The sequence below is a fragment of the Citrobacter sp. Cpo037 genome (assembly GCF_030332945.1).
Classification (GTDB): domain Bacteria; phylum Pseudomonadota; class Gammaproteobacteria; order Enterobacterales; family Enterobacteriaceae; genus Citrobacter; species Citrobacter portucalensis.
The window spans coordinates 202,493-228,829 of the sequence record NZ_JAOWGW010000081.1; the positions used below are offsets into that span (position 1 = coordinate 202,493).

The following is a 26,337-nucleotide window of genomic DNA, read 5'->3' on the forward strand; positions in this document are numbered from 1 at the left end:
ATGGCCTTTATGTTAAGTCCTCTGCTCAAACGCTATACCTGGAACAGCACATGGCTGTACTACGTGCGAATTTTTATCGCGCTATGCGGCACAACAGCGCTGCCTTGGTGGCTGGGCGATGTCAAGCTGACCATCCCGCTCACGCTGGGCATGGTCGCTGCCGCACTTACCGATCTGGACGATCGTCTCGCAGGCCGACTGCGCAATTTAATCATCACACTGGTGTGCTTTTTTATTGCCTCAGCCTCCGTTGAACTGCTCTTCCCATGGCCATGGCTGTTTGCTATTGGGTTAACGCTTTCCACCAGCGGCTTTATTCTGCTGGGGGGATTAGGCCAGCGCTATGCAACTATTGCTTTTGGTGCATTGCTGATCGCCATTTACACGATGCTGGGCACCTCGCTTTACGATCAGTGGTATCAACAACCAATCCTGCTGCTCGCTGGCGCTATCTGGTATAACCTGCTAACGCTCACCGGACATCTTCTGTTCCCCATCCGCCCCTTACAGGACAATCTGGCACGCAGCTACGAACAGTTAGCGCACTACCTGGAACTGAAATCGCGTCTTTTTGACCCCGACATAGAAGATGAAAGCCAGGCACCGTTGTATGATTTAGCTCTCGCGAATGGCCAACTGATGGCAACGCTGAATCAGACTAAAGTGTCGCTGCTGACCCGCCTGCGCGGTGACCGTGGACAACGGGGAACACGTCGCACGCTACATTACTATTTTGTGGCACAAGATATTCATGAACGCGCAAGCTCCTCACATATTCAGTATCAAACGCTACGCGATCATTTCCGTCACAGCGATGTGATGTTCCGTTTCCAGCGGTTGATGTCGATGCAAGGGCAAGCCTGTTCACAATTATCTCGCTGTATTTTATTGCGCACGCCTTACCAGCACGATCCGCACTTTGAGCGAGCCTTCACCCATATAGATGCTGCACTTGAGCGCATGCGCGCCAGTGGTGAACCTGCCGACCTGCTCAATACGCTGGGTTTTTTACTGTCAAACCTACGGGCAATCGACGCGCAGCTTGCTACCATCGAATCCGAACAGGCTCAGGTACTCTCGCGCAATGAGTCTGAAAATCAGCTTGCCGATGACAGTCCCCATGGATTCAGTGATATCTGGTTACGTCTGAGCCGTAATTTCACCCCTGAGTCTGCTCTGTTTCGCCATGCCGTTCGCATGTCGTTAGTACTCTGTGTTGGTTATGCCATTATCCAGATAACCGGCATGAATCACGGATACTGGATCTTGCTGACCAGCCTGTTTGTCTGTCAGCCAAACTACAACGCCACCCGACATCGCCTGGCGCTCAGGATTATCGGCACGTTGGTTGGGATTGCCATTGGTTTACCGATCCTGTGGTTTGTGCCCTCTCTCGAGGGGCAACTGATACTCCTGGTGATCACTGGCGTACTGTTTTTTGCCTTTCGCAACGTCCAGTATGCGCATGCCACCATGTTTATCACGCTGCTGGTGTTACTGTGCTTTAACCTGCTCGGCGAAGGTTTTGAGGTTGCGCTGCCGCGTGTCATCGATACGCTAATTGGCTGTGCTATCGCCTGGGCTGCTGTCAGTTTCATCTGGCCAGACTGGCGTTTTCGTAACCTACCACGGGTAATTGAACGGGCGACTGACGCTAACTGCCGCTACCTTGATGCAATTCTCGAACAATATCATCAGGGTCGTGATAATCGTCTGGCCTACCGTATCGCTCGCCGTGATGCGCATAATCGTGATGCTGAACTCGCCTCCGTGGTATCAAACATGTCGAGCGAGCCGGATGTCACGGCCCAAACCCGCGAAACGGCGTTCCGTTTACTGTGTCTCAACCATACGTTTACCAGCTATATTTCTGCGCTAGGCGCACATCGCGAACAGTTGACCAATCCAGACGTTTTGGCATTGCTGGATGACGCTGTTTGCTATGTTGATGATGCCCTTCACCATCAACCCGCTGACGAGCAGCGTGTATACCAGGCGTTAGAAGGGCTGAAGCAGCGAATTCAGCATCTGGAACCACGCCCGGACAGTAAAGAGCCGCTGGTCGTTCAGCAAGTTGGGCTATTGATCGCTCTACTCCCGGAGATCCGGCGATTACAGCAGCAAATTGACGTGCTGCCGTCTAATACCCCGGTTCCGGCGTAAGAGAACTTACCCACTCAACCAGCTCCTGGCGACGCGTCGCCGGGAGCGCGGCTTCATGTATCCCCCCTACCGCGCCTTCAAGGGCATAGAGTACTTTTACCGTCAGAGCCGGGTTATTTTGCCGAAGTTTCAGCCAGCACATTTGTGCTCCCAACGATCGCATGGTCCCCTCATCTTTAATTCCAGCTTCATTCAGCAGGGTCTCCAGATGAAACGTCATATTCGGCAATTCCCGCAGACGATGCTGGGCAAAGCGACTTTGTTTCTCCTTAACCGCAGCATCCAACGAATATCGCGATAACGACACCAGCTGCTGCTGGTTTTGCCACAGGGCATCGTTCACCTGGTAATAATTAAGTACAAGAGGACGTCCGCGCTTAATAAATGTCAGCCAGACAGGAGAATTTTGTACACAATACTGGGCGCTCTGCTCACAGGCGCGAAGATACAGCTCACCATTAGCGACCATGGCAAAGACCGTATCGCCAACCGTCAGACTGTAGCCACCAAACAGTGAGCGATAGTGAATTGTCCCCAGAGAAGCCAGATATTCCTGCGATTTATAGATCCTTGCATAAGAAAGCTCTTTCATAAAAATCCTTTTTAAATCATAACGTAAGCAAATGATTTTCAGTAGCGGATCCGTTAATGACGAAAATAGGCAACTTATGCGTATGGGGCAAGATGAATTTTATTTTTCCCGTGACGACGACTAAAAATTGCGAACCTGTTTCCGAAAATAAGGTTGATCTTTGTTGATGGCAGGGTTACTGTATATCCATACAGTAACCCACAGGGCTGGATTGATTATGTACACTTCAGGCTATGCAAATCGTTCATCGTCGTTCTCTTCCACATCAAGCAACATTGCGCGCGTTTCATCAGAGAACGCAACCGCTGGGCTTATCAGTGAAGTTGTCTATCGCGAGGACCAGCCCATGATGACACAACTGCTGCTGCTTCCCCTGCTGCAACAGTTAGGGCAACAATCACGCTGGCAGCTGTGGCTGACGCCTCAGCAAAAATTAAGTCGGGAGTGGGTGCAGTCAGCTGGACTTCCATTGATGAAAGTCATGCAAATTAGTCAGCTCTCCCCCTGCAATACGCTGAAATCAATGATTCGTGCGCTACGCACGGGTAATTACAGTGTTGTCATTGGCTGGCTGGCGGAAGAATTAACGGAAGATGAACATGCCGAACTGGTCAAAGCGGCTGATGAAGGTAATGCGATGGGTTTTATCATGCGTCCGGTTCGCGCCCAGACACTTGCGGGGAGACAGCATTCCGGGCTAAAAATTCACTCGAATTTGTATCATTGAGTAAAATTAGGATTTATCCTGGAATTTTTTTTCATCTCTCAATTTGTCTTTGAGCTGTAATGTGTTTTTCGTCTGAACGCTTGTCAGAAGCGGTTTTCAGGATATCCTCAGTACATTTATTCAGCTATAAATGTTAAATATTGTGTATACAAGCCTTTTTTTTTCATATGCCTGACGGACTTCACACTTGTAAGTTTTCAACTACGTTGTAGACTTTACATCGCCAGGGGTGCTCGGCGTAAGCCGCAGATATCGGTAGAGTAACTATTGAACTGGTCCCCGGGTGAAGGATTTAACCGTGTTATCTCTCTTCGGAGATATTCATGGCGAATTTTGGATGATAACGAGGCGCAAAAAATGAAAAAGACAGCTATCGCAATTGCAGTGGCACTGGCTGGTTTCGCTACCGTGGCGCAGGCCGCTCCGAAAGATAACACCTGGTATACTGGTGCTAAACTGGGCTGGTCTCAGTTCCATGATATTGGCAACAACCGTATCGACAACAACGGTCCGACCCACGAAAGCCAACTGGGTGCCGGTGCGTTCGGTGGTTACCAGGTTAACCCGTACGTTGGTTTTGAAATGGGTTACGACTGGTTAGGCCGTATGCCATACAAAGGCAGCGAGCAGAATGGCGCTTTCAAAGCTCAGGGCGTTCAGCTGACCGCTAAACTGGGTTACCCAATCACTGACGATCTGGACGTTTATACCCGTCTGGGTGGTATGGTTTGGCGTGCAGACGCTAAAAACAACACTGGCTTCAAAGACCACGACACTGGTGTATCCCCAGTATTCGCTGGTGGCGTAGAGTATGCAATTACTCCTGAAATCGCTACCCGTCTGGAATACCAGTGGACCAACAACATCGGTGACGCGAACACCGTTGGCGGTCGTCCAGATAACGGTCTGTTGAGCGTTGGTGTTTCTTACCGTTTCGGCCAGCAGGAAGAAGCAGCTCCAGTAGTTGTTGCTCCGGCTCCGGCTCCAGAAGTACAGACCAAGCACTTCACTCTGAAGTCTGACGTTCTGTTCAACTTCAACAAAGCAACTCTGAAACCAGAAGGCCAGCAGGCTCTGGACCAGATGTACAGCCAGCTGAGCAACCTGGATCCGAAAGACGGTTCCGTAGTGGTTCTGGGCTTCACTGACCGCATCGGTTCTGACGCTTACAACCAGGCGCTGTCCGAGAAACGTGCTCAGTCCGTTGTTGATTACCTGATCTCTAAAGGTATTCCTTCTGACAAAATCTCTGCACGTGGCATGGGTGAATCCAACCCAGTTACTGGCAACACCTGTGACAACGTGAAAGCTCGCGCTGCACTGATCGACTGCCTGGCTCCGGATCGTCGTGTTGAGATCGAAGTTAAAGGCATCAAAGACGTTGTAACTCAGCCTCAGGCTTAAGTTATCGTCTTATAAAAAACCCCGCCATGCGGGGTTTTTTTTTCATCTTTTTTCATCCAAAGTAAGCCACGTGTTAAACCAGCCGACCGCTACTCTTTTCCCAGCAACGCCTGTAAATCCTGTTTCAATGTCGACATTTTGTTCGCGTACTTCTCTTTATGCTCTGCGTCTTCAATTAGCTGCACAATAGTTTCAGAAAGCGTTTTTCCGCGCCGCTGCGCAAGACCAGCCAGACGCTGCCAGACCATGAACTCCAGATCGATGGATTTCTTCCGGGTATGCTGATGCTCAGCATTAAAGTGCCGCTTGCGCCTGGCACGTATGGTTTGTTTCATACGATTAAGCAGCGCAGAATTCATGTGTTCTTCAATCCAGGCATTAACCCGAACCGGTTCATTTTCGAGGGTTAGCAATAAATCAACGGCTTCTTTGGCAGCGCTGGCCTCGACGTAACGGGTGATTAATTCCCCCTCACGATGCTTCTTCACCAGATACTTCCATTTCCAGCCGCTTTCAAGGTTTTCAAGTTGTTGATATTTCATTGCGATCTCAATGTTACCGTGTAACTCTTATCAGAATATCAGCTTTTTCGGCATCTGAAGAAAAGAATATCCAGCCTGTGAACTGCCGCGCGTCATCACAACCGTTTCACGGCGCTTTCCAGGTGTTTAGTGGTGAGGGTTACGGTATAATCTCGTTTTTTACAACAGACTAAAAAACATCAACTTTGACCATTACGAAACTTGCATGGCGTGATCTGGTTCCTGATACCGACAGTTATCAGGAAGTATTTGCACAGCCGCACGTCACTGACGACACCGACACCTTACTTAGTGATACTCAGCCACGTTTACAATTCGCGCTAGAGCAGCTTCTTCAGCACTGGACAACATCCTCGTTCATGTTGGTAAAAGCACCGGAAGAGCTTGAGTATCTCAACCTTATTGCAAAGGCTGCACGTCCCTTGCACACGGATGCAGGAAGCCTGACTGGCGGTCATTACGACATCTCCGGTCACACTATTCGTTATCGTACAGCTGAGAAAGCGGAAGACAATTTTGCGACGTTGACGCAGGTGGTCAGCGCTGACTGGGCCGAAGCCGAACAACTGTTTGGCTGTCTGCGTCAGTTCAATGGAGAAATTACGCTGCAGCCAGGTCTGGTACATCAGGCCAATGGAGGTGTGCTGGTTATCTCATTGCGCACGCTGTTGGCCCAACCTCTGTTGTGGATGCGCCTGAAAGCCATTGTCAGCCACGAACGTTTTGATTGGGTAGCTTTTGATGAGTCTCGCCCGCTGCCTGTCTCCGTTCCCCCTATGCCGCTTAAACTGAAAGTTATTTTGGTGGGTGAGCGTGAATCGCTGGCGGATTTCCAGGACATGGAACCAGAGCTGGCTGAGCAGGCCATTTACAGCGAGTTTGAAGATAATCTGCAGATAGTGGATGCCGAAACCATGACGCAATGGTGTCAGTGGGTCACGCATACCGCCATACGCAATAATTTGCCCTACCCCGCTCCTGATGCCTGGCAGGTTCTGATCCGTGAAGCCGTTCGCTATACCGGTGAACAGGATACATTGCCGCTTAACCCGCTGTGGATCACCCGACAGTTCAAAGAGGTGGCTCCGTTATGCGAGGGCGAAACCTGCAACGCTGAGCAGTTCAGCCTGATGCTGGCTCAGCGCGAATGGCGTGAGGGATTCCTGGCTGAACGCATGCAGGATGAAATTCTGCAAGAGCAGATCCTTATCGAGACAGAAGGCGAGCGTATTGGCCAGATCAACGCCTTGTCGGTAATTGAGTTTCCAGGCCACCCACGCGCATTTGGCGAGCCTTCTCGTATCAGTTGCGTCGTGCATATTGGCGACGGCGAGTTTACGGATATTGAGCGCAAAGCCGAGCTCGGCGGAAATATTCATGCCAAGGGTATGATGATTATGCAGGCGTTCCTGATGTCGGAACTCCAGCTTGAGCAACAAATCCCCTTCTCTGCCTCACTGACCTTTGAGCAATCTTACAGCGAAGTGGACGGTGACAGCGCGTCTATGGCAGAACTGTGCGCATTGATTAGCGCCCTCGCCGACGTTCCTGTTAATCAAAGTATCGCCATTACAGGTTCTGTCGATCAGTTTGGTCGGGCACAACCTGTCGGTGGTCTGAATGAGAAAATTGAAGGTTTCTTCGCCATCTGCCAGCAGCGCGAACTGACAGGCACACAGGGCGTTATCATTCCTTCGGCTAACGTCAGACACCTCAGCCTGCAGCCTGCGCTGCTACAGGCCATAGAAGAAGAAAAATTCACTATCTGGGCGGTGGACGACGTGACTGATGCGCTGCCACTGTTGTTAAATCTGGTGTGGGATGGCGAAGGCCAGACAACGCTGATGCAAACCATTCAGGAGCGTATTGCCACGGCAACGCAACAGGAAGGTCGTCACCGTTTCCCATGGCCGCTACGTTGGCTGAACTGGATTATTCCGAACTGATCGGACTTGTTCAGCGTACACGTGTTAGCTATCCTGCGTGCTTCAATAAAATAAGGCTTACAGAGAACATGGTAGATAAACGCGAATCCTATACGAAAGAAGACCTTCTTGCCTCTGGTCGCGGTGAGCTGTTTGGCGCTAAAGGGCCACAACTGCCAGCACCAAGCATGCTGATGATGGACCGTGTCATCAAGATGACCGAAACCGGTGGCAACTTTGACAAAGGTTATGTTGAAGCTGAACTGGATATCAACCCGGACCTGTGGTTCTTCGGTTGTCACTTTATCGGCGATCCGGTGATGCCGGGCTGTCTGGGTCTCGACGCCATGTGGCAACTGGTTGGATTCTATCTCGGCTGGCTGGGCGGCGAAGGTAAAGGCCGTGCGCTGGGCGTAGGCGAAGTTAAATTCACCGGCCAGGTTCTGCCGACCGCGAAGAAAGTCACTTACCGCATTCACTTCAAACGCATCGTTAACCGTCGCCTGATCATGGGCCTGGCAGATGGTGAAGTGCTGGTTGATGGTCGTCTGATCTATACCGCAAACGATCTGAAAGTGGGTCTGTTCCAGGACACTTCCGCGTTCTAATCCAGAACTGCGAAGCAGCCAGACATTAACGTTTCCCCGTTTTTTCAGGTGTGCAAAAAGGCGAAACCTCCGCTCTGCGGAGGTTTCTTTTATCTAAAGAGACAGAATCAGGCCATTAAAACCCTATCCCCCATGGCTTCTCGCCAGCCTCCCAGCCAGTATGACCTCTGATTCAGCGTCTGATAGGGACACATTTCTTTTGAGCGTCCGGCAATGCCGGCCTGATATCCACGTTGATGTGCCCGTTCCAGGCGATCTCGTTTTTGTCTCTTCATGCCTCGTTTCCCTCATTTTTGGGTCTGGTGGAAAAGAAAACAGTGATTACTAAGTGTGCAATCACACTAAACGAATACCCCTAAACATCAGGCTCGTCAATGCGCAAAATTCACGCCAGTGTCATATTTGTGAGCTACTCGCTAAATCATTTGTACAAAAATAGTCAGTCAGAACAGCTATCTCCACGGCTAAAAAAATAAAAAAAACCGCCCCGGGCAATGAACCAGGGGCGGTATAATTTACAATTATTTAAGCTTAAGGGATGCGTTTCAGCTCTTGAGCAATGGCCATTGCTTCCTGACTCCAGGCATTGGCAAGAACCTTCACCATCTCATCGTAGCCGTCTTTAGTCTGTACAGCTTCGATGTGGAATGGACGTTTGATCAGTTGTCCCTGATGATTCAGCAACCATTCACCGCTCACGATAACCTTACCATCGTACCGACCGTGGAAGCCGGTTACGGTAACGTTCAGCGTGTCCTGAGTGCTTCCCAGCGGCTGTGAAGCGACAACCCAGCCAGGCAACTGCATACTGAGGTTCGCAACCAGCGTATTGCGCAATTGCTGATCTAATGGGCTGGCCCAGAGATTATTATTGGCTATCACATATTGCACATCGCTGGTCTGGTAAACCACCCCATTACCGGCCAGATAATCAGGTACCGCAATCTGTTCAACCCACAGCAGACGGTTTCCCTGATTGGCAGAGCTCTGCACACCGCCTTGTGCGATAGGGAGCTGGTAATAGCTTTTATTTTCTCCGCTGGAGCTGCATGACGTCAGCCAGACCGCCATCATCACCACTAGCCACTTTTTCATTGTTTCGCCCTCTTCGGCTCTGGATCTTTTTTGTCCTTCGCTTCAAATACCAGCGCATTACTCTTATCGTTCAACGTTTTCAGTACCGGTTGCAGTTCACGCAGTACCTGATCAAGACGCTGCATATCCGCCACCATCTTGTTGTAGGCCGCGGAACCAGGCTGGAAACCCTGCATACTACGATTTAGTTCACGCAGCGTGTTCTGCATATCCGCCGGCAGATCCTGCATCGACTGACTGGACGTGATCTTGTTCATGTTATCCAGCGTAGTTTGCAGATGTTTCATTGTGCGCTGGCTTTCCGACAGCGTATTAGTTGCCTGCTCAATCATCGGGTTCAGCGGCAGATTGTTAATCTTATCCAACGCTTCCATCAGACGCTGTTGGATCTGCGCCAGACCACCGCTCACGGTCGGAATAATTTGATAACCATTAAATTCGCGCACACCAGTAATCGGCGGCTCTTTCGGGTAGAAGTCGAGATCGACATACAGCGCGCCGGTTACCAGGTTCCCGGTTTTGAGCGATCCTCGTAATCCGCGTTTAAGCAGTTGCTCCAAATGAGCGCCAACATCGGTATCCTCTCCCAGTTGCGCCTTCAGACGTTCTGGTTCAATACGCACCAGCACCGGAATGCGGTAATCATTGTTAAATACCTGACGCATATTCGGTGAGAAGAAAGGTACTTTACTCACCGTACCCAAGCGGATGCCACGGAATTCCAGCGGTGCACCAGGCTGTAGGCCACGAATCGAATCTTTAAAGAACATCAGGTAATCAATATGATCGGTATACAGTGAATCCTGAATACTTTTTTGATCGTCATAAAGATTAAACGCTGATTGTTGTGCGACCGGCTCGCCCTGCTCTAAACCTTCTGGCACATCAAAACTTACACCACCGCCAAACAGCGTGGAGAGCGAACCCATTTCTACGCGCATACCTGCTGAGGTAAGATCTACGGCGATCCCGCTGTCTTTCCAGAAACGTACATTGCTGGTCACCAGACGATCGTTAGGCGCATTGATGAAAAGCTGATAGCTGATCGTACGCTTTTGCGCATCAAATGTGCTGGTTTCAACCGAGCCCACACGATAGCCGCGGAAAAGCACCGGATCGCCTGGACTCAACTGACCGGCTTTTTTGCTGTCCAGAATCACACGGATCCCTTTTGCATCTGGCGGGGCCAACGGCGGTGAATCCAGCAGTTGGTAATTTTCCAGCTTACTGCCTTTATTGCCAGGCTGCAGTTCAATATAAGCCCCGGACAATAGCGTGCCGAGTCCACTGATACCTTCACGTCCAACCTGCGGCTTCACCACCCAAAAGACAGAATCTTTATGCAGCAGCTTTTCCATTCCGGAGTTAAGACGCGCTTTAATCTCCACATGGGTCAAATCATCAGTCAGGGTTGCGCTCTCGACGATACCGACATCCACGCTGCGGCTTTTAATCGTCGTTTTGCCCCCTTCAATACCTTCGGCATTGGTGGTAATAAGCGTGACCTGTGGCCCCTGATGACTGTAGTGATAAAACAGTACCCACGCGCCAATGAGTGCAGTGACGATAGGGAATATCCACACGGGCGACCAGTTTTTTACCTTTTGCACTTTGGCTTCCCCACTTTTAGATTCCATGCTGTCAGGACTCCTCATGGCCTGGTTCTGGTTCACGATCCCACGACAGACGCGGATCAAATGTCATCGCTGAAAACATTGTCATAATGACGACTAAAGCAAACATCAAAGCACCCATTGCAGGATAAATGTTCATTAACCCTCCCATGCGCACCAGCGCAGAGAGTACCGCAATCACAAAGACGTCGATCATTGACCAGCGACCGACAAATTCCACAACTTCATAAATCAGGTGCATACGTTCGCTGTCGCGTTTGCCGTGCCCTTTGGCATCCCAGCATAGCCAGGCAATGGCGATCATTTTCAACGTCGGCACCATAATACTGGCGATAAAAATAACCGCAGCCACCGGATAAGAGCCTTCGCTCCAGATTAAAACCACCCCCTCAAGTATCGTTGATGGCAGCTTTGACCCGAGCAGATCGGTAATCATAATCGGCAAAATATTGGCAGGAAGATAAAGCATGATTGACGTAAACAGTAATGCCAACGTCCATTGCAGACTGTTTTTACGCCGCACATGGCCTTTCGTCTGGCAGCGCGGGCACACCCGTTCATTAGCGGGAAGTATCGCAGTGCAGCAAGAGCAGGAACGCAGTCCCTGTCGAATGCCGGGCACACCAGGTTTTAACTCCTGCTTAATCACTGGCATTGGCGCAATATCATCCCACAGCCAGCGACGGTCAACGCACTGGAATGCGCGCAGTTGCAAAACGCAAAAGAAGCACCACGGAATAAAGCTGCTGCCCACGCCGATATCGCCGTAAGCCATGAGCTTAACGAAGCTGACCAGCACGCCGGCGAGGAAGATTTCCGCCATCCCCCAGCTTTTTAACTGGAACAGGACGCGTGCAAGACCCGCCTTAAGTCTTGCGGGCATCTGCACCCGATTCACCAGCAGCAGGATAGTCAGCAGGCAAAACGCGGGGACCAACTGCACGAATAATAAAAAGAAGGTGCCGAGACTGGCGTAGTCTTCAGAAAAGAGAACGCTGGGGATCTCCAGCAACGTGACTTCGCTGCTCACCCCTGCAACGTTCATATTCACAAAGGGGAAGAGGTTTGACAGAAGCAGCATGAATAATGCTGCTAAAACATAGGCGGTAGGACGCTGCCGCGGCGCGTCCCACTCCACCGTTAACGTAGTGCCACATCGTGGACATGCCGCTTTCTGACCATGCTCAAGGCGAGGTAACGCCACCAGCATGTCACACTGCGAGCACAAAATATGCTTCGCGGCATGGTGATGTTCGCACATATGTGCTCCTTTAAATTATGCGCCGTTCTTCAAAGACTCAAGATACTCCCAGCGCTCAAAGGCTTGCTCAAGTTCTTGTTCCGCTTCGTTCAGACTAGCTAATACCTGTTGTGTTTGCTCATGTGGCTGACTGAAAAAAGCGGCGTCAGCAACCTGCGCTTGTAGCCTTTCCAGTTTAGCTTCCAGTTCTTCAAGCTGCGCGGGGAGTTGCTCGAGTTCGCGCTGCAGTTTATAGCTTAGTTTGCTCGTGCCACGTTTGACAATTTCTGCTTTAGGAGCAACGGCTTCCTCTGTTTTTTTCGTGACCGGTTGTTTAAACGCCACATACTGAGATTGCTGGCTGCGCGCATCATGATAACCACCGACATAACGACCAATTTTACCGCCGCCTTCGAAGATCCAGCATTCAGTTACAGTATTATCCACAAACTGACGGTCGTGGCTTACCAGCAGTACAGTCCCCTGATAGCTATCAATTAGTTCTTCAAGCAGTTCCAGCGTTTCGACGTCAAGATCGTTCGTTGGTTCATCGAGAATCAAAAGATTGCTGGGTTTCAGAAAAAGACGCGCCAACAGCAGGCGATTTCGTTCCCCACCAGAAAGCGCACGCACTGGCGTCATCGCGCGTTTCGGATGGAACAGGAAATCCTGCAGATAACCCAGCACATGGCGAGGTTTACCGTTAACCATCACCTCTTGCTTACCTTCAGCCAGGTTGTCCATCACGGTTTTATCTGGATCCAGTTCGGCGCGGTGCTGATCGAAATAGGCCACTTCCAGCTTGGTGCCGACGTGAATGCGTCCACTGTCAGCCTGAAGCTGGCCTAACATCAACTTCAGCAGCGTTGTTTTGCCGCAGCCGTTCGGTCCGATTAGCGCAATTTTGTCGCTACGTTGTACCTGTGCGGAGAAATCTTTTACCAGCTGCTTTCCATCAACCTGGTAATCCACGTTCTCCATTTCGAAAACAATCTTGCCTGAACGGCTCGCCTCTTCGACCTGCATCTTCGCCGTGCCCATCACTTCGCGGCGTTCGCCACGCTCGCGACGCATGGCTTTCAGTGCGCGCACGCGGCCTTCGTTGCGGGTACGGCGCGCTTTGATCCCCTGACGGATCCAGACCTCTTCCTGCGCCAGCTTGCGGTCAAACTCTGCATTTTGTAACTCTTCTACGCGCAGCGCTTCTTCTTTCTCCAGCAGATACTGATCGTAATTCCCCGGATAAGTCACCAGCTTGCCACGATCGAGGTCGACGATACGTGTCGCCATATTGCGTATAAATGAACGGTCATGGGAAATGAAGATGATTGTCCCATTGAAGGATTTCAGGAACCCTTCCAGCCAGTCGATGGTTTCAATATCCAGGTGGTTCGTTGGTTCATCCAGCAGCAGTACACGCGGATTACTCACTAACGCGCGGCCCAGCGCCGCTTTACGCAGCCAACCGCCTGAAAGCGAAGAAAGTGCGGCGTTTGGATCCAGCCCCAACTGCTCCAGCACTTCATTAATACGGCTTTCGAGCTGCCACAGATTGTGATGATCGAGCATTTCCTGAACCCGCGCCATCTCATTCAGATTTCTGTCGCTCGGATCAGTCATCACCAGACGCGAAATATCGTGATAACGCTTGAGATACTCGGCCTGCTCTTCGATACCCTCGGCAACGAAATCATACACGCTGCCCTCAACATTACGCGGCGGATCCTGTTGCAGACGCGCCACAACCAGATCCTGCTCATAAATGATACGCCCGTCGTCAAGCCCCTGCTCACGGTTCAGGATCTTCATCAGCGTCGATTTACCTGCGCCGTTACGGCCAACCAGACAGACGCGTTCGTTATCTTCGATATGCAGTTCTGCATTATCAAGAAGCGGCGCATCGCTGAACGACAGCCATGCACCATGCATACTGATCAATGACATTTATTTATCCTTTCAGGCTGCGGTAATCAGCCAGCAATTGTGGATCTGACGGTTACGGGCAAAATCCTGGGAAAGCGTTTTTTGGGTAATTTCTTGTGCTTTCAATTCCAGTTCAGCCAAACCGTCGAGATCCATACGGAACCCACGTTTGTTGTTGGAGAACATGATCGTGCCGTCTTTACGCAACAGACGTTTCAGATCTTTCATCAGCGCCAGATGATCGCGCTGCACATCAAACGAATCTTCCATACGTTTTGAGTTAGAGAACGTCGGCGGATCGATGAAAATCAGATCAAACTGTTCATTCGCATCACGCAGCCAGCCCAGGCAATCGGCCTGAATTAAACGGTGAGCGCGACCGCTCAGGCCGTTCAGACGCAAGTTGCGTTCCGCCCATTCCAGATAGGTACGCGACATATCGACCGTCGTAGTACTACGCGCACCGCCCAATCCTGCATGTACGCTAGCGCTTCCGGTATAGGAAAACAGGTTGAGGAAGTCCTTACCTTTACTCATCTGCCCCAGCATGCGGCGCGCAATACGGTGGTCGAGGAATAAACCCGTATCAAGGTAGTCAGTCAGGTTCACCCACAGGCGCGCGTTGTACTCGCTTACCTCAATGAATTCACCCTTCTCATTCATCTTCTGATACTGATTCTTGCCTTTCTGTCGCTCACGGGTTTTCAGCACCAGTTTGTTTGGCGCGATTTCCAGTACTGACAGCGTGGCGGCAATGATGTCGAACAGGCGTTGACGTGCTTTTTGCGCATCAACCGTCTTCGGCGGGGCGTATTCCTGAACCACGACCCAATCACCGTAACGATCTACTGCAACGTTGTATTCCGGCAGGTCAGCGTCATACAGGCGATAGCATTCAATGCCTTCCTGACGCGCCCATTTTTCCAGCTTCTTAATATTCTTGCGCAGGCGGTTGGCATAATCTTCCGCTACCGTAGCAGGCTTGCTGTCCGCAGTGGTCTCTGCGACGTGATAATTCTTCTGCACACAATCCAGCGGCCCGTTTTTCGCTTTGAACTGCTTGTCGGCACGTAATTGCAGGCTGCTGAGCAGATCCGGCGAGGCGCTGAACAGCGACAAATTCCAGCCGCCAAACTGGTTTTTCATCGTACGGCCCAGCAGGCTGTGCAGGGCAATCAGCGCCGGTTCGCTATCCAGACGTTCGCCGTAAGGCGGGTTACTGATAACTGTCCCATAGGGTCCTTTCGGCAGCGGATTGCTCAATTTGGCGACATCTTTCACGTCAAACGTCATCAGATCGGCGATACCGGCGCGGCGAGCATTACTACGCGCTTTTTCAATCACGCGCGCATCGCTATCGGATCCATAAAAATGCGAGGTATAGTCAGCCAGTCCCTTACGCGCACGCACCTGCGCTTCGGCTTTAACTTCTTGCCAGACGGCTTCGTCGTGTTGCGCCCAACCGCTGAAGCCCCAGTATCCACGGTGCAGACCCGGCGCGCGATCGGTCGCCCACATTGCCGCTTCAATCAGCAGCGTGCCGGAACCACACATCGGATCGAGTAACGGGGTTCCCGGCTGCCAGCCAGAACGCATAACAATTGCCGCGGCCAGCGTCTCTTTAATCGGTGCCTGACCCGCGCGATCGCGATAGCCACGCTGATGCAAACCGTCACCGCTCAGATCGAGCGCAATGCTGGCAGTATCTTTGTTCAACCAGACGTTGATGCGCAGATCCGGAGATTCACGATCCACATTCGGACGCGGCATATTTTTGCGGGTAAAGGCATCGACAATCGCATCCTTGACCTTCAGCGCGCCGTACTGGCTGTTACGAATGGTCTCGTTCAGTCCGCTAAAATGGACGGCAAACGTAGCACCAGGGTTAAATATCTCTGTCCAGTCGATTGCCTGAACGCCGAGGTACAGATCAAGATCGCTGTAGACCTTGCACTCTCCCATCGGCAGGATAATGCGCGAGGCCAGGCGGCTCCACATCAGGCTCTGGTAAACAAGCCGCGTGTCGCCCTTAAAATGGACCCCACCCTGAACGACCTGACACTCCAGCGCGCCGAGGTTTTCCAGTTCAGTTTTTAACAGCTCTTCCAGCCCGCGGGCCGTACTGGCAAACAGAGAATTCATAATGTCACTTTTACTCCGAGAAAATTGCTGCGCATTATAGCTAATATGGGCTGTATGTCATAAAGTTGAAGGCTTATTTTCATTCGAGGGGCTGTACAGTGGTCACGTTAACCCGACTTTTTATTCATCCGGTTAAATCAATGCGCGGCATTGGGCTTACGCATGCCCTGGCAGATATTAGCGGTCTCGCCTTTGATCGCATATTTATGATCACTGAACCTGACGGAACATTCATAACCGCCCGCCAGTTCCCACAAATGGTCCGTTTTACGCCTTCCCCATTCCACGATGGGCTGCATCTTACGGCGCCAGACGGCAGCAGTGCGCTCGTACGATTTGCCGATTTCGCTCCTCAGGATGCACCAACAGAAGTATGGGGAAACCATTTTACCGCGCGTGTTGCGCCAGCGGCTATCAACCAGTGGCTTAGCGGCTTTTTCTCCCGTGAAGTGCAGTTACGCTGGGTCGGCCCGCAGCTGACGCGCCGTGTAAAACGCCATGTTGATGTTCCTTTATCCTTCGCTGATGGTTATCCCTATCTGCTGACCAACGAAGCATCCCTGCGCGATCTGCAACAGCGCTGTCCGGCAAGCGTCAAAATGGAACAGTTTCGCCCCAATATAGTGGTTTCGGGAGCTGGTGCCTGGGAAGAAGATACCTGGAAAGTGATTCGTATTGGCGACGTCATTTTTGATGTAGCAAAACCCTGTAGCCGCTGTATTTTCACGACAGTTAGCCCGGAAAAAGGCCAGAAACATCCATCCGGTGAACCGCTTGCCACATTGCAAACCTTCCGTACTGCGATAGATAACGGCGATGTCGATTTCGGTCAGAATCTTATCGCGCGTAACAGTGGCGTTATTCGCGTCGGCGATGAGGTAGAAATTTTGGCAACCGGCCCCGCCAGAGCGTACAGCGCGGCTGAATCAGACGAAACTACACCCGAACAACAACCTGATGCCACGGTGCTTATTGACTGGCAGGGACAGACCTTTCGCGGAAATAATCAGCAGGTATTGCTTGAGCAGTTGGAGAACCAGGGTATCCGGGTTCCCTATTCATGCCGGGCAGGCATTTGCGGATGCTGTCGAATTCGACTGGTAGAAGGTGAAGTTAGCCCGTTGAAGAAATCAGCGATGGGGGACGACGGAACGATTCTGTGCTGTAGCTGTGTTCCCAAAACGGCAATCAGACTGGAGAGCTAAACCGCCTGCTCAAGGCTGAAACTGTCAACAATGGCCTGCGGTTTCAGTCTGTCATTCATTATTTTAATCGCATCGCCAAGCTGCATCGTACGCCCGGCGATAACCACGCCAGGTTGCGCAAGCAGGCAAAGCGCGGCGTTTTCACCCGGCTCAACCACTAACAGGTTTACCTGTTCATCGGTATCGCTTAAATCAACACAGGCTGCGTCACCCACGACCGGCGACCAGTTAATACCGTGTGCGACAAAGTGCCAGCTTTTTGGCATTTGCGGTTTGAGATAACGAATCGCCACCAGCGCATTAAGCACCAGTTCCGCTTTTTGTTCTTTGGCTAAATCCAGGTAGCGACATTTTTCTTCAAAGGAAAAATAAAGCGCGGCGTCATCAACACAAAAACCAGACGGAGAAAATGCATCAGGAGTGAGCATTTTACGAGCAAAACGCGAACGGAATAACATGCCATTGGCTAAATCGAGCATCATACGATCGTGCTCTTCATCATAATACCAGCGCCAGTTATCGTCGGGTTTAATTCGCATCAGTTTCTCTCCTTTCCTTAATCATCACCGTTACGACAGTATCCTTTTGCCGCTTCGTTTATTGCCCTAATAATAAAAGCTCAGAATGTTTAAATAAGCAACAGTAAAGGAATATAAAACAACCAGGGCTAGAAATAAAGCCCTGGTTTGTGATTAAGGTAGCATTCAGATATTGCTGACGATTTCTTTTATCAACGGCGGACCTTTAAAAATAAAGCCCGAATAAATCTGTACGAGGGTTGCACCAGCAGCTATTTTCTCACGTGCAGCAATCACCGAGTCGATACCACCAACGCCAATAATCGGCAGCTGACCTTTTAATTCCTGAGACAACTGGCGAATAATTTCTGTACTTTTTAATTGTAACGGTCGACCGCTCAGACCACCCATTTGATCGCAATTTTTCATTCCCTGAACAAGAGAACGATCGAGGGTGGTGTTAGTCGCAATTACGCCATCAATATTATGACGAACTAAACTATCGGCGACCTGGATCAGTTCTTCCACAGAAAGATCCGGCGCGATCTTTACCGCCACCGGAACATATTTATGGTGGATCGCTTGCAGATCGTTTTGCTTATTTTTAATTGCCGTCAGGAGATCGTCCAGCGCTTCGCCGTATTGCAGCGTACGTAATCCCGGCGTATTCGGTGAAGAGATATTAATCGCGATATAACCAGCATAAGCATAGACTTTTTCCATACAAATCAGATAGTCATCTTTGCCGTTCTCTACTGGGGTATCTTTGTTCTTACCAATATTAATACCCAGAATACCGTCAAAATGCGATTTTTTAACGTTCTCAACCAGGTTATCAACCCCGTGGTTATTAAACCCCATGCGGTTGATCAGACCTTCTGCATCGACCAGACGGAACAGACGCGGTTTATCGTTACCCGGCTGAGGGCGTGGCGTCACGGTACCAATCTCAATGGAACCAAATCCCATCGCGCCGAGCGCATCAATGCACTCCCCGTCTTTATCCAGTCCGGCAGCAAGTCCGAGCGGATTTTTAAACGTCAACCCCATACAGGTAACCGGTTTTGCCGGTACTTTCTGGCGCACAAGCGCTTCAAGCGGTGTGCCGGTAATGCGACGTAATTGCTGGAATGTCAATTCATGAGCGCGCTCTGGATCGAGCTGAAAAAGGGCTTTACGAACGAAGGGGTAGTACATGAACTCTCCTGGATTCCCGGTGTGCAAACCGGGGGCGTATTATGTGCTATCGCGAGCAAAAAGGGAATTGACCTGCGGCAATAAATAGCAATCGTTTTCCTTGCCTCTGCCTTTTTATTCAATTTCCAACTTTTCTATGCCGTATAAATCATTTCGATAAACAAAATCTCTCTGCCAGACTGCTCAAATTGTTATCGATGTTAACCAAAAGCAAACAATTAGTTATAAGGGGAGAATGAAATTATGCGCGTCATCACTCTGGCGGGGAGCCCTCGCTTTCCCTCTCGATCCAGTGCGTTACTGGAATATGCCCGAGAAAAACTTCACGGTCAGGATGTCGAAGTCTTTCACTGGAACCTACACAATTTTTCCCCGGAAGACCTGATCTATGCTCGTTTCGACAGTCCAGCGCTGAACACATTTATCGAACAATTGCAGGATGCAGACGGGCTGATTGTCGCAACACCAGTCTATAAAGCCGCTTACTCTGGCGCCCTGAAAACCCTGCTCGATCTACTCCCCGAGCGGGCGCTGGAAGGGAAAGTGGTTTTGCCGCTGGCGACCGGCGGCAGCGTGGCGCATTTACTTGCCGTCGATTACGCGCTGAAACCGGTACTGAGCGCATTAAAGGCCCAGGAGATCCTGCACGGTGTGTTTGCTGATGATTCACAGGTAATTGATTATCAACATAAACCTCAGTTTACGCCCAACCTTCAGCAGCGTCTGGACAGTGCGCTCGATACCTTCTGGCTGGCGTTGCATCGTCGCGATGTCCAACTTCCTCAACTGAACACCCTGCGAGGTGCCGCTCATGCTTGATTTTCTCAGGCGTCACACGTCATGGCTGGCACTGACCGGGTTGTTGTCGCTGTCAACTCTGGGGCATGCCGCAGAATCGGCCCCCGATGCTCTGCGTATTGGTTACCAGAAAGGAAGCGTCAGTATGGTGCTGGCCAAAAGCCATCAGCTACTCGAGAAACGCTATCCGCAGACTAAAATCTCGTGGGTCGAATTCCCGGCTGGACCGCAAATGCTGGAAGCGCTCAATATCGGCAGTATCGATCTCGGCAGTACCGGTGACATTCCGCCGATTTTCGCCCAGGCAGCCGGGGCCGATCTGGTTTACGTGGGCGTCGAGCCGCCCAAACCGAAAGCCGAAGTGATTCTGGTGCCAAAAAATAGCCCGATCCAGAGCGTCGCGCAGCTTAAAGGACATAAAGTCGCCTTCCAGAAAGGCTCCAGCGCTCACAATTTACTGCTCCGGGCGCTGCAACAGGCCGGACTGAAATTTACCGATATTCAACCGACGTATCTGACTCCCGCCGATGCGCGAGCGGCCTTTCAGCAAGGGAACGTTGATGCGTGGGCTATCTGGGATCCCTATTATTCCGCCGCGTTACTGCAAGGTGATGTACGCGTACTGAAGGACGGCTCAGACCTCAAGCAAACCGGTTCGTTTTATCTCGCCGCCCGTCCTTATGCCGAGAAAAATAGCGCTTTTGTACTTGGCGTACTGGATACCTTTAGCCAGGCCGATGCGTTAACGCTCAACCAGCGCCAGCAAAGCATTACCCTGCTGGCCAAAACCATGGGGCTGCCCGAACCGGTGATTGCGTCTTATCTGGATCACCGTCCGCCAACCACCATTGTGCCAGTCAACGCCTCCGTTGCTGCCCTGCAACAACAAACCGCCGATCTGTTTTATGACAACCGTTTGGTGCCGAAAAAAATCGATATTCGCCAGCGTATCTGGCAACCCACTCAGCAGGCAGGAGAAAAATTATGAGTCTGAATATGTTCTGGTTTTTACCCACCCACGGTGACGGTCATTATCTTGGAACGGAAGAAGGTTCGCGCCCGGTCGATCACAGTTATCTGCAACTAATCGCGCAAACGGCCGATCGTCTTGGATTTACCGGCGTCCTGATCCCAACCGGTCGCTCTTGCGAAGATGCCTGGCTGGTCGCCGCTTCGATGATCCCGGTCACCCAGAGATTAAAGTTTCTGGTCGCGCTGCGCCCAAGCGTCACCTCGCCAACGGTTGCCGCACGTCAGGCTGCGACGCTCGACAGACTCTCAAATGGCCGGGCGTTATTTAACCTGGTGACCGGCAGCGATCCACAGGAGCTGGCAGGTGACGGCGTGTTCCTCGATCACACAGAACGATATGAAGCCTCTGCTGAATTTACTCAGGTCTGGCGGCGCTTGCTGCAAGGTGAAACGGTGGATTTCAACGGCAAACATATTCATGTCCGCGGCGCGAAGCTGCTTTTCCCTCCCGTACAACAACCCCGGCCACCGCTTTATTTCGGCGGCTCGTCTGATGTCGCACAAGACCTTGCTGCCGAGCAGGTTGATCTCTATCTGACCTGGGGCGAGCCGCCGGAACAGGTGAAAGCGAAGATTGAACAGGTGCGGGCCAAAGCAGCGGCGCTCGGGCGCAAGATCCGCTTTGGTATTCGTCTGCATGTGATCGTACGGGAGACAACCCACGAGGCGTGGCAGGCAGCGGATCGTCTGATAGCCCACCTGGATGACGACACCATTGCCAAAGCCCAGGACGCCTTCTCAAGAACGGATTCGGTTGGTCAGCAGCGAATGGCTGCACTGCACAATGGTAAACGCGACAAATTGGAAATTAGTCCGAACCTGTGGGCAGGCGTTGGACTGGTACGCGGTGGCGCGGGTACCGCGCTGGTCGGAGATGGTCCGACTGTCGCGGCGCGTATCAACGAGTATGCCGCGCTGGGAATCGACAGCTTTGTGTTGTCCGGATACCCACATTTGGAAGAGGCATACAAGGTTGGCGAGCTGCTGTTTCCGCATCTGGATGTTGCTATACCGGAAATTCCGCAGCCGCAACACCTGCAACAACAAGGCGAAGCGGTGGCAAACGAATTTATCCCGGGCAAAGTCGCGCAAAGCTAAGGAGCTGCAAATGGCAACGCCGAAAAACAGGTGGTTATTACGCCTCGCGCCCTGGTTTTTACCGGTAGGTCTGGTGGCGCTCTGGCAGCTCGCATCATCAATGGGCTGGCTGTCCACCCGCATCCTGCCCTCACCGGAGGGCGTTGTCGAAGCCTTCTGGACGCTTTCCGCCAGTGGCGAGCTTTGGCAGCATCTGGCCATCAGTTCCTGGCGCGCGTTGATCGGATTCTCCATCGGTGGATCGATTGGCCTGACACTGGGACTTATCAGCGGTCTTTCGCGTTGGGGAGAACGCCTGCTTGATACCTCGGTGCAGATGCTGCGTAACGTACCGCATCTGGCGCTGATCCCGCTGGTGATTTTGTGGTTCGGCATTGATGAATCCGCCAAGATCTTTCTCGTGGCGTTGGGCACGCTGTTCCCAATTTACATCAACACCTGGCATGGGATTCGTAGTATCGATCGTGCACTGGTAGAAATGGCGCGCAGCTATGGATTATCCGGCTTTTCACTGTTTGTTCATGTGATCCTCCCCGGCGCCCTGCCCTCGATTATGGTCGGCGTGCGTTTTGCTCTCGGGCTGATGTGGCTGACGCTGATTGTGGCGGAAACCATTTCTGCCAATGCCGGTATTGGTTACCTGGCGATGAACGCCCGCGAATTTCTGCAAACCGATGTGGTCGTGGTGGCCATTATTCTCTACGCCCTGCTCGGCAAACTTGCCGACGTCAGCGCCCAACTGCTGGAGCGAGTCTGGCTACGCTGGCATCCGGCTTATCATGTAAAGGAGGCTACCGTATGAATACCGCTCGCCTGAACCAGGGTACACCGCTGTTGCTGAGCGCCGTGACAAAACAATACGCCGTCAATACAGTGCTCAATCAATTAGATTTGCATATTCCGGCCGGACAGTTTGTTGCCGTGGTTGGCCGCAGCGGCGGTGGTAAAAGTACGTTGCTGCGTCTGCTGGCAGGGCTGGAATCGCCGACCTCAGGCGCATTACTTGCCGGAACCACCCCACTGGCGGAAATTCAGGATGATACGCGTATGATGTTCCAGGATGCGCGTCTGCTGCCATGGAAGACGGTTATCGATAATGTGGGCCTGGGTCTGAAAGGTCAGTGGCGCGATGCGGCCCGAGATGCGCTGGCCGCCGTTGGGCTGGAGAGTCGTGCTCACGAATGGCCGGCTGCGCTATCCGGTGGACAAAAACAGCGTGTAGCCCTGGCACGGGCATTAATTCATCGCCCCGGTTTGCTGCTGCTGGATGAACCCCTCGGCGCTCTGGATGCCCTAACCCGCCTTGAAATGCAGGATCTGATCGTCTCTTTATGGCAAGAGCACGGCTTTACCGTACTGCTGGTCACTCATGACGTCAGTGAAGCGGTGGCAATGGCCGATCGCGTGTTGCTGATTGAGGACGGAAAAATCGGACTGGATCTTACGGTGGATATTCAGCGCCCCCGCCGTTTGGGATCGGGACGGTTAGCCGATCTGGAAGCGGAAGTGTTGAACCGGGTTATGCAGCGTGGCGACAATGAAGTTCAGTTACGCAAGCAGGGTTAAAAATGCCGGATGGCGCTACCGCTTATCCGGCCTACGCGTGAATGGTAGGCCGGACCCATCCGGCAATATTATCAGGCTAACGCTTTAGAGATCTTCTCGAACAGATCGCCTGAGAGATTCTCCAGACCTTTCAGCTGTTCCAGCGCCGCACGCATTTTCGCCTGACGTTTTGCATCATAACGTTTTAAGCGAATCAGCGGCTCAATCAGACGTGACGCCACCTGCGGGTTACGACTATTAAGCTCAGTCAACATGTCGACCAGGAACTGATATCCACTACCATCTTCCGCATGGAATGCCGCCGGGTTGCTACCTGCAAAGGCACCGATCAGCGAACGGATTCGGTTCGGGTTACTCATACTGAAAGAGCGATGCTTCAGCAGGCCGCGTACGGTTTCCAGCACGTTTTTCGCCGGGCTGGTGGATTGCAGGATAAACCATTTGTCCATCACCAGACCGTCATGATGCCACTTATCATCATACTCTTGCATTAGCGCGTCGCGACATGGCAGCTGCGCCGCTACTGCCGCGGATAGCGCCGCCAGCGCATCGGTCATATTGTTCGCTTCACGATACTGCTTGCTTACCAGCGTGTCAGCCAGATGGGTTTCGCCAAAGGCCAGGAAACGCAGGCAGGCGTTACGCAGCGTACGCTTGCCAATATCGGCATGCTCAACGCGGTACTCATCAAGATGGTTAGCGTTATAGATGGCGAGGAATTCATCTGCCAGTTCGACCGCCAGCGTGCGGGTTAATGCTTCGCGTACTTCGGTTATCGCCACCGGATCGATGATGTCGAACAGTTCAGCTATTTCATTTACTGAAGGCAGCGTCAGGATCTCTGCCGCCAGCGCCGGATCGATTTTCTCATCCAGTAAAATTGCGCGGAATGCATCAGCCACGTGTACCGGCAGCGACAGCGGTTGTCCCTGCTGATGACGGGCAACGTTAAGCTTAATATAGGTCGCCAGCAGGCTTTGCGCCGCGTCCCAACGAGAGAAATCGTTACGCGCATGACGCATCAGGAAGGTCAGCTGCTGATCGCTCCATTTGTATTCCAGTTTTACCGGCGCGGAGAATTCGCACAGCAGCGCCGGAACCGGCTGGAAGTAGACGTTATCAAAGACAAACGTCTGCTCTGCCTGGGTGACGTTGAGTACAGAATTCACCGGGTGCCCGCCTTTTTGTAGCGGGATCACTTTCCCTTCGTTGTCATACAACTCGAGGGCGAAAGGAATATGCAGCGGCTGTTTTTCGGCCTGATCCGGCGTGGCCGGCGTGCGCTGGCTGATCGTCAGCGTGTACTGCTCAGTTGACGGATTGTAGTCATCACGCACGGTCAGAATCGGCGTACCGGACTGACTGTACCAGCGGCGGAAATGGGAGAGATCAACGTTAGAAGCATCTTCCATCGCCTGCACGAAATCATCACAGGTTGCAGCACTGCCGTCATGACGCTCAAAGTACAATTGCATCCCTTTCTGGAAGTTAGCCTCACCGAGCAGGGTGTGGATCATACGAATCACTTCAGCGCCCTTTTCATACACGGTCAGGGTATAGAAGTTGTTCATTTCAATGACCATATCCGGACGGATAGGATGCGCCATCGGGCTGGCATCTTCAGCAAACTGCAGACCACGCATGGTGCGCACATTGCTGATGCGGTTTACCGCGCGTGAGCCGAGATCGGAACTGAACTCTTGATCGCGGAACACGGTTAAGCCTTCTTTCAGGCTCAACTGGAACCAGTCACGGCAGGTCACACGGTTGCCGGTCCAGTTGTGAAAATACTCATGACCGATAACGCGCTCAATATCGAGGTAGTCTTTATCAGTGGCGGTATCGGTACGTGCCAGCACATATTTGGAGTTAAAGATGTTCAGACCTTTATTCTCCATCGCGCCCATGTTGAAGAAATCCACGGCGACAATCATATAGATGTCGAGGTCATACTCGAGGCCAAAGCGCTCTTCATCCCATTTCATGGAGTTTTTTAGCGAGGTCATCGCCCACGGCGCGCGATCCAGATTACCGCGATCGACGTAAAGTTCCAGCGCCACTTCACGCCCGGAACGGGTAGTAAAAGTGTCGCGCAGGACGTCAAAATCACCGGCCACCAGCGCAAACAAATAGCACGGTTTCGGGAACGGATCCTGCCACTGTACCCAGTGACGACCATTTTCCAGTTCGCCCTGCGCCACACGGTTACCGTTGGAGAGCAGGAACGGATATTGGGTTTTATCGGCGATAATTTTGGTGGTAAAACGCGCCAGGACATCAGGTCTGTCGAGATACCAGGTAATATGGCGGAAACCTTCCGCTTCACACTGGGTGCACAGCGCGTCGCCAGACTTGTACAGCCCTTCCAGCGCGGTATTGGCCGCCGGGCTAATTTCATTCACGATACGCAGCGTAAAACGTTCCGGCAACTGACTAATGACCAGAGCGCCCTCTTCTTCTTTATACTCTGTCCACGGCTCGTCGTTCACGTGGATCGACACCAGGGTCAGATCTTCGCCATTCAGGCGCAGGGGCACATCGGACGCGCCATGACGGACAGCCTGGCTCACTGCGGTGACCACGGTTTTTTCAGCATCCAGGTCAAAGGTCAAGTCAATATCAGTAATCTGGTAATCCGGCGCACGATAGTCGTGACGGTATTTGGCTTGTGGCTGTTGTGTCATAAAAAAACCTTTAGCATCTTTAATAGAGTCTCGGCTTCAGTCTATTCCTGTTGCGTAAATCGCGCTACGCAGAATGTTCATCTTTTCAGGCACAAACACCCTTTTTGCTACATTTTCATAATATGTACTCATAGTTTTTAAAATCGATAAAGATCGTCCAGGAGCGCATAAAACAAGGGATGAGCGAGATCGATGAAAGTCAGAGTTAATGAACTTTAACGAACTTCACAGACCACTTTTGCCC

General features: G+C 51.8%; 22 protein-coding genes. 11 read left to right on the forward strand and 11 right to left on the reverse strand.

Annotated features, from left to right (window positions below):
• Positions 1 to 9: 9 nt before the first annotated feature.
• On the forward strand, positions 10 to 2,163 hold the full coding sequence (gene yccS / locus OGX94_RS23565; RefSeq protein WP_003831997.1) for a YccS family putative transporter: 2,154 nt from the start codon (positions 10 to 12) through the stop codon (positions 2,161 to 2,163).
• On the opposite strand, the gene OGX94_RS23570 is transcribed toward yccS, so the two are convergent.
• On the reverse strand, positions 2,141 to 2,755 hold the full coding sequence (locus OGX94_RS23570) for a TfoX/Sxy family DNA transformation protein (RefSeq protein WP_003831996.1): 615 nt from the start codon (positions 2,753 to 2,755) through the stop codon (positions 2,141 to 2,143). The genes yccS and OGX94_RS23570 overlap by 23 nt on opposite strands.
• Before the next feature lie 217 nt (positions 2,756 to 2,972).
• Between OGX94_RS23570 and sulA the strand changes: the two genes are divergently transcribed.
• Positions 2,973 to 3,482 carry an SOS-induced cell division inhibitor SulA gene (gene sulA / locus OGX94_RS23575; protein ID WP_286570044.1) on the forward strand — a complete coding sequence of 170 codons (510 nt, stop codon included), beginning with the start codon at positions 2,973 to 2,975 and terminating at the stop codon, positions 3,480 to 3,482.
• Positions 3,483 to 3,839: 357 nt separating this feature from the next.
• Entirely contained in the window at positions 3,840 to 4,886 is a 1,047-nt protein-coding gene (gene ompA, locus OGX94_RS23580; RefSeq protein WP_126318575.1) for a porin OmpA, read from the forward strand.
• Positions 4,887 to 4,975: 89 nt separating this feature from the next.
• Here the strand turns inward: ompA and matP are convergent, their stop codons facing one another.
• Positions 4,976 to 5,428, reverse strand: coding sequence for a macrodomain Ter protein MatP (gene matP / locus OGX94_RS23585; RefSeq protein WP_003831992.1), 453 nt, complete (start codon positions 5,426 to 5,428; stop codon positions 4,976 to 4,978).
• A 185-nt stretch (positions 5,429 to 5,613) separates the two neighbouring features.
• On the opposite strand from matP, the gene OGX94_RS23590 reads away from it, so the two are divergent.
• A complete protein-coding gene (locus tag OGX94_RS23590) occupies positions 5,614 to 7,374 on the forward strand; it encodes an AAA family ATPase (RefSeq protein WP_063940604.1) in 1,761 nt (586 codons plus the stop codon).
• A gap of 68 nt (positions 7,375 to 7,442) precedes the next feature.
• Positions 7,443 to 7,961 carry a bifunctional 3-hydroxydecanoyl-ACP dehydratase/trans-2-decenoyl-ACP isomerase gene (gene fabA / locus OGX94_RS23595; protein WP_003035875.1) on the forward strand — a complete coding sequence of 173 codons (519 nt, stop codon included), beginning with the start codon at positions 7,443 to 7,445 and terminating at the stop codon, positions 7,959 to 7,961.
• A 107-nt stretch (positions 7,962 to 8,068) separates the two neighbouring features.
• Here the strand turns inward: fabA and rmf are convergent, their stop codons facing one another.
• From rmf to rlmKL, 6 genes are all read right to left on the reverse strand, one after another.
• A complete protein-coding gene (gene rmf / locus OGX94_RS23600) occupies positions 8,069 to 8,236 on the reverse strand; it encodes a ribosome modulation factor (protein ID WP_003035871.1) in 168 nt (55 codons plus the stop codon).
• A gap of 256 nt (positions 8,237 to 8,492) precedes the next feature.
• Positions 8,493 to 9,056, reverse strand: a complete 564-nt coding sequence (pqiC, locus tag OGX94_RS23605) for a membrane integrity-associated transporter subunit PqiC (RefSeq protein WP_003831985.1) — start codon at positions 9,054 to 9,056, stop codon at positions 8,493 to 8,495.
• Positions 9,053 to 10,693, reverse strand: coding sequence for an intermembrane transport protein PqiB (gene pqiB / locus OGX94_RS23610; RefSeq protein ID WP_003831983.1), 1,641 nt, complete (start codon positions 10,691 to 10,693; stop codon positions 9,053 to 9,055). Before pqiB ends, pqiC begins: the two co-directional genes overlap by 4 nt.
• Positions 10,694 to 10,697: 4 nt before the next feature.
• On the reverse strand, positions 10,698 to 11,951 hold the full coding sequence (gene pqiA / locus OGX94_RS23615) for a membrane integrity-associated transporter subunit PqiA (protein WP_257661570.1): 1,254 nt from the start codon (positions 11,949 to 11,951) through the stop codon (positions 10,698 to 10,700).
• 15 nt (positions 11,952 to 11,966) lie between these two features.
• The gene (locus OGX94_RS23620; protein ID WP_003831978.1) at positions 11,967 to 13,874 is read right to left on the reverse strand and encodes an ABC transporter ATP-binding protein; all 1,908 of its coding nucleotides are present in this window, start codon (positions 13,872 to 13,874) and stop codon (positions 11,967 to 11,969) included.
• 12 nt (positions 13,875 to 13,886) lie between these two features.
• A complete protein-coding gene (rlmKL, locus tag OGX94_RS23625; RefSeq protein WP_063940605.1) occupies positions 13,887 to 15,995 on the reverse strand; it encodes a bifunctional 23S rRNA (guanine(2069)-N(7))-methyltransferase RlmK/23S rRNA (guanine(2445)-N(2))-methyltransferase RlmL in 2,109 nt (702 codons plus the stop codon).
• Positions 15,996 to 16,093: 98 nt separating this feature from the next.
• Between rlmKL and OGX94_RS23630 the strand changes: the two genes are divergently transcribed.
• Entirely contained in the window at positions 16,094 to 17,200 is a 1,107-nt protein-coding gene (locus OGX94_RS23630) for a YcbX family protein (protein ID WP_286570046.1), read from the forward strand.
• Here OGX94_RS23630 and zapC read toward each other — a convergent pair.
• Complete coding sequence (gene zapC, locus OGX94_RS23635; protein ID WP_149335621.1) at positions 17,197 to 17,739, reverse strand: cell division protein ZapC; 543 nt, start codon at positions 17,737 to 17,739, stop codon at positions 17,197 to 17,199. The two genes, OGX94_RS23630 and zapC, sit on opposite strands and share 4 nt — an antisense overlap.
• A gap of 165 nt (positions 17,740 to 17,904) precedes the next feature.
• Positions 17,905 to 18,915, reverse strand: a complete 1,011-nt coding sequence (gene pyrD / locus OGX94_RS23640; RefSeq protein ID WP_003831973.1) for a quinone-dependent dihydroorotate dehydrogenase — start codon at positions 18,913 to 18,915, stop codon at positions 17,905 to 17,907.
• A 243-nt stretch (positions 18,916 to 19,158) separates the two neighbouring features.
• On the opposite strand from pyrD, the gene ssuE reads away from it, so the two are divergent.
• The 5 genes from ssuE to ssuB are packed head-to-tail and all read left to right on the forward strand — an operon-like array spanning position 19,159 to position 23,409.
• The gene (ssuE, locus tag OGX94_RS23645) at positions 19,159 to 19,734 is read left to right on the forward strand and encodes an NADPH-dependent FMN reductase (RefSeq protein ID WP_003831971.1); all 576 of its coding nucleotides are present in this window, start codon (positions 19,159 to 19,161) and stop codon (positions 19,732 to 19,734) included.
• Complete coding sequence (locus OGX94_RS23650; protein ID WP_126956782.1) at positions 19,727 to 20,701, forward strand: sulfonate ABC transporter substrate-binding protein; 975 nt, start codon at positions 19,727 to 19,729, stop codon at positions 20,699 to 20,701. Before ssuE ends, OGX94_RS23650 begins: the two co-directional genes overlap by 8 nt.
• A complete protein-coding gene (gene ssuD, locus OGX94_RS23655) occupies positions 20,698 to 21,843 on the forward strand; it encodes an FMNH2-dependent alkanesulfonate monooxygenase (protein WP_257661568.1) in 1,146 nt (381 codons plus the stop codon). The genes OGX94_RS23650 and ssuD overlap by 4 nt, the downstream gene beginning before the upstream one ends.
• A 10-nt stretch (positions 21,844 to 21,853) precedes the next feature.
• Complete coding sequence (gene ssuC, locus OGX94_RS23660) at positions 21,854 to 22,645, forward strand: aliphatic sulfonate ABC transporter permease SsuC (protein WP_149335623.1); 792 nt, start codon at positions 21,854 to 21,856, stop codon at positions 22,643 to 22,645.
• Complete coding sequence (ssuB, locus tag OGX94_RS23665; RefSeq protein ID WP_063940611.1) at positions 22,642 to 23,409, forward strand: aliphatic sulfonates ABC transporter ATP-binding protein; 768 nt, start codon at positions 22,642 to 22,644, stop codon at positions 23,407 to 23,409. The genes ssuC and ssuB overlap by 4 nt, the downstream gene beginning before the upstream one ends.
• A gap of 71 nt (positions 23,410 to 23,480) precedes the next feature.
• On the opposite strand, the gene pepN is transcribed toward ssuB, so the two are convergent.
• Positions 23,481 to 26,093: an aminopeptidase N gene (gene pepN, locus OGX94_RS23670; RefSeq protein ID WP_257661567.1), complete on the reverse strand. Its 2,613-nt coding sequence runs from the start codon at positions 26,091 to 26,093 to the stop codon at positions 23,481 to 23,483.
• Positions 26,094 to 26,337: the final 244 nt, after the last annotated feature.

What these genes read in the sequence shown, in the direction of transcription:
- OGX94_RS23650 (WP_126956782.1), top strand. Translation starts at nt 19,727, where the DNA reads ATGCTTGATTTTCTCAGGCGTCACACGTCATGGCTGGCACTGACCGGG.
- pyrD (WP_003831973.1), bottom strand. Translation starts at nt 18,915, where the DNA reads ATGTACTACCCCTTCGTTCGTAAAGCCCTTTTTCAGCTCGATCCAGAG.
- pepN (WP_257661567.1), bottom strand. Translation starts at nt 26,093, where the DNA reads ATGACACAACAGCCACAAGCCAAATACCGTCACGACTATCGTGCGCCG.
- pqiA (WP_257661570.1), bottom strand. Translation starts at nt 11,951, where the DNA reads ATGTGCGAACATCACCATGCCGCGAAGCATATTTTGTGCTCGCAGTGT.
- rmf (WP_003035871.1), bottom strand. Translation starts at nt 8,236, where the DNA reads ATGAAGAGACAAAAACGAGATCGCCTGGAACGGGCACATCAACGTGGA.
- ssuC (WP_149335623.1), top strand. Translation starts at nt 21,854, where the DNA reads ATGGCAACGCCGAAAAACAGGTGGTTATTACGCCTCGCGCCCTGGTTT.
- OGX94_RS23620 (WP_003831978.1), bottom strand. Translation starts at nt 13,874, where the DNA reads ATGTCATTGATCAGTATGCATGGTGCATGGCTGTCGTTCAGCGATGCG.
- ssuE (WP_003831971.1), top strand. Translation starts at nt 19,159, where the DNA reads ATGCGCGTCATCACTCTGGCGGGGAGCCCTCGCTTTCCCTCTCGATCC.
- ssuB (WP_063940611.1), top strand. Translation starts at nt 22,642, where the DNA reads ATGAATACCGCTCGCCTGAACCAGGGTACACCGCTGTTGCTGAGCGCC.
- OGX94_RS23570 (WP_003831996.1), bottom strand. Translation starts at nt 2,755, where the DNA reads ATGAAAGAGCTTTCTTATGCAAGGATCTATAAATCGCAGGAATATCTG.
- ompA (WP_126318575.1), top strand. Translation starts at nt 3,840, where the DNA reads ATGAAAAAGACAGCTATCGCAATTGCAGTGGCACTGGCTGGTTTCGCT.
- ssuD (WP_257661568.1), top strand. Translation starts at nt 20,698, where the DNA reads ATGAGTCTGAATATGTTCTGGTTTTTACCCACCCACGGTGACGGTCAT.
- zapC (WP_149335621.1), bottom strand. Translation starts at nt 17,739, where the DNA reads ATGCGAATTAAACCCGACGATAACTGGCGCTGGTATTATGATGAAGAG.
- pqiC (WP_003831985.1), bottom strand. Translation starts at nt 9,056, where the DNA reads ATGAAAAAGTGGCTAGTGGTGATGATGGCGGTCTGGCTGACGTCATGC.
- fabA (WP_003035875.1), top strand. Translation starts at nt 7,443, where the DNA reads ATGGTAGATAAACGCGAATCCTATACGAAAGAAGACCTTCTTGCCTCT.
- matP (WP_003831992.1), bottom strand. Translation starts at nt 5,428, where the DNA reads ATGAAATATCAACAACTTGAAAACCTTGAAAGCGGCTGGAAATGGAAG.
- rlmKL (WP_063940605.1), bottom strand. Translation starts at nt 15,995, where the DNA reads ATGAATTCTCTGTTTGCCAGTACGGCCCGCGGGCTGGAAGAGCTGTTA.
- pqiB (WP_003831983.1), bottom strand. Translation starts at nt 10,693, where the DNA reads ATGGAATCTAAAAGTGGGGAAGCCAAAGTGCAAAAGGTAAAAAACTGG.
- yccS (WP_003831997.1), top strand. Translation starts at nt 10, where the DNA reads ATGTTAAGTCCTCTGCTCAAACGCTATACCTGGAACAGCACATGGCTG.
- sulA (WP_286570044.1), top strand. Translation starts at nt 2,973, where the DNA reads ATGTACACTTCAGGCTATGCAAATCGTTCATCGTCGTTCTCTTCCACA.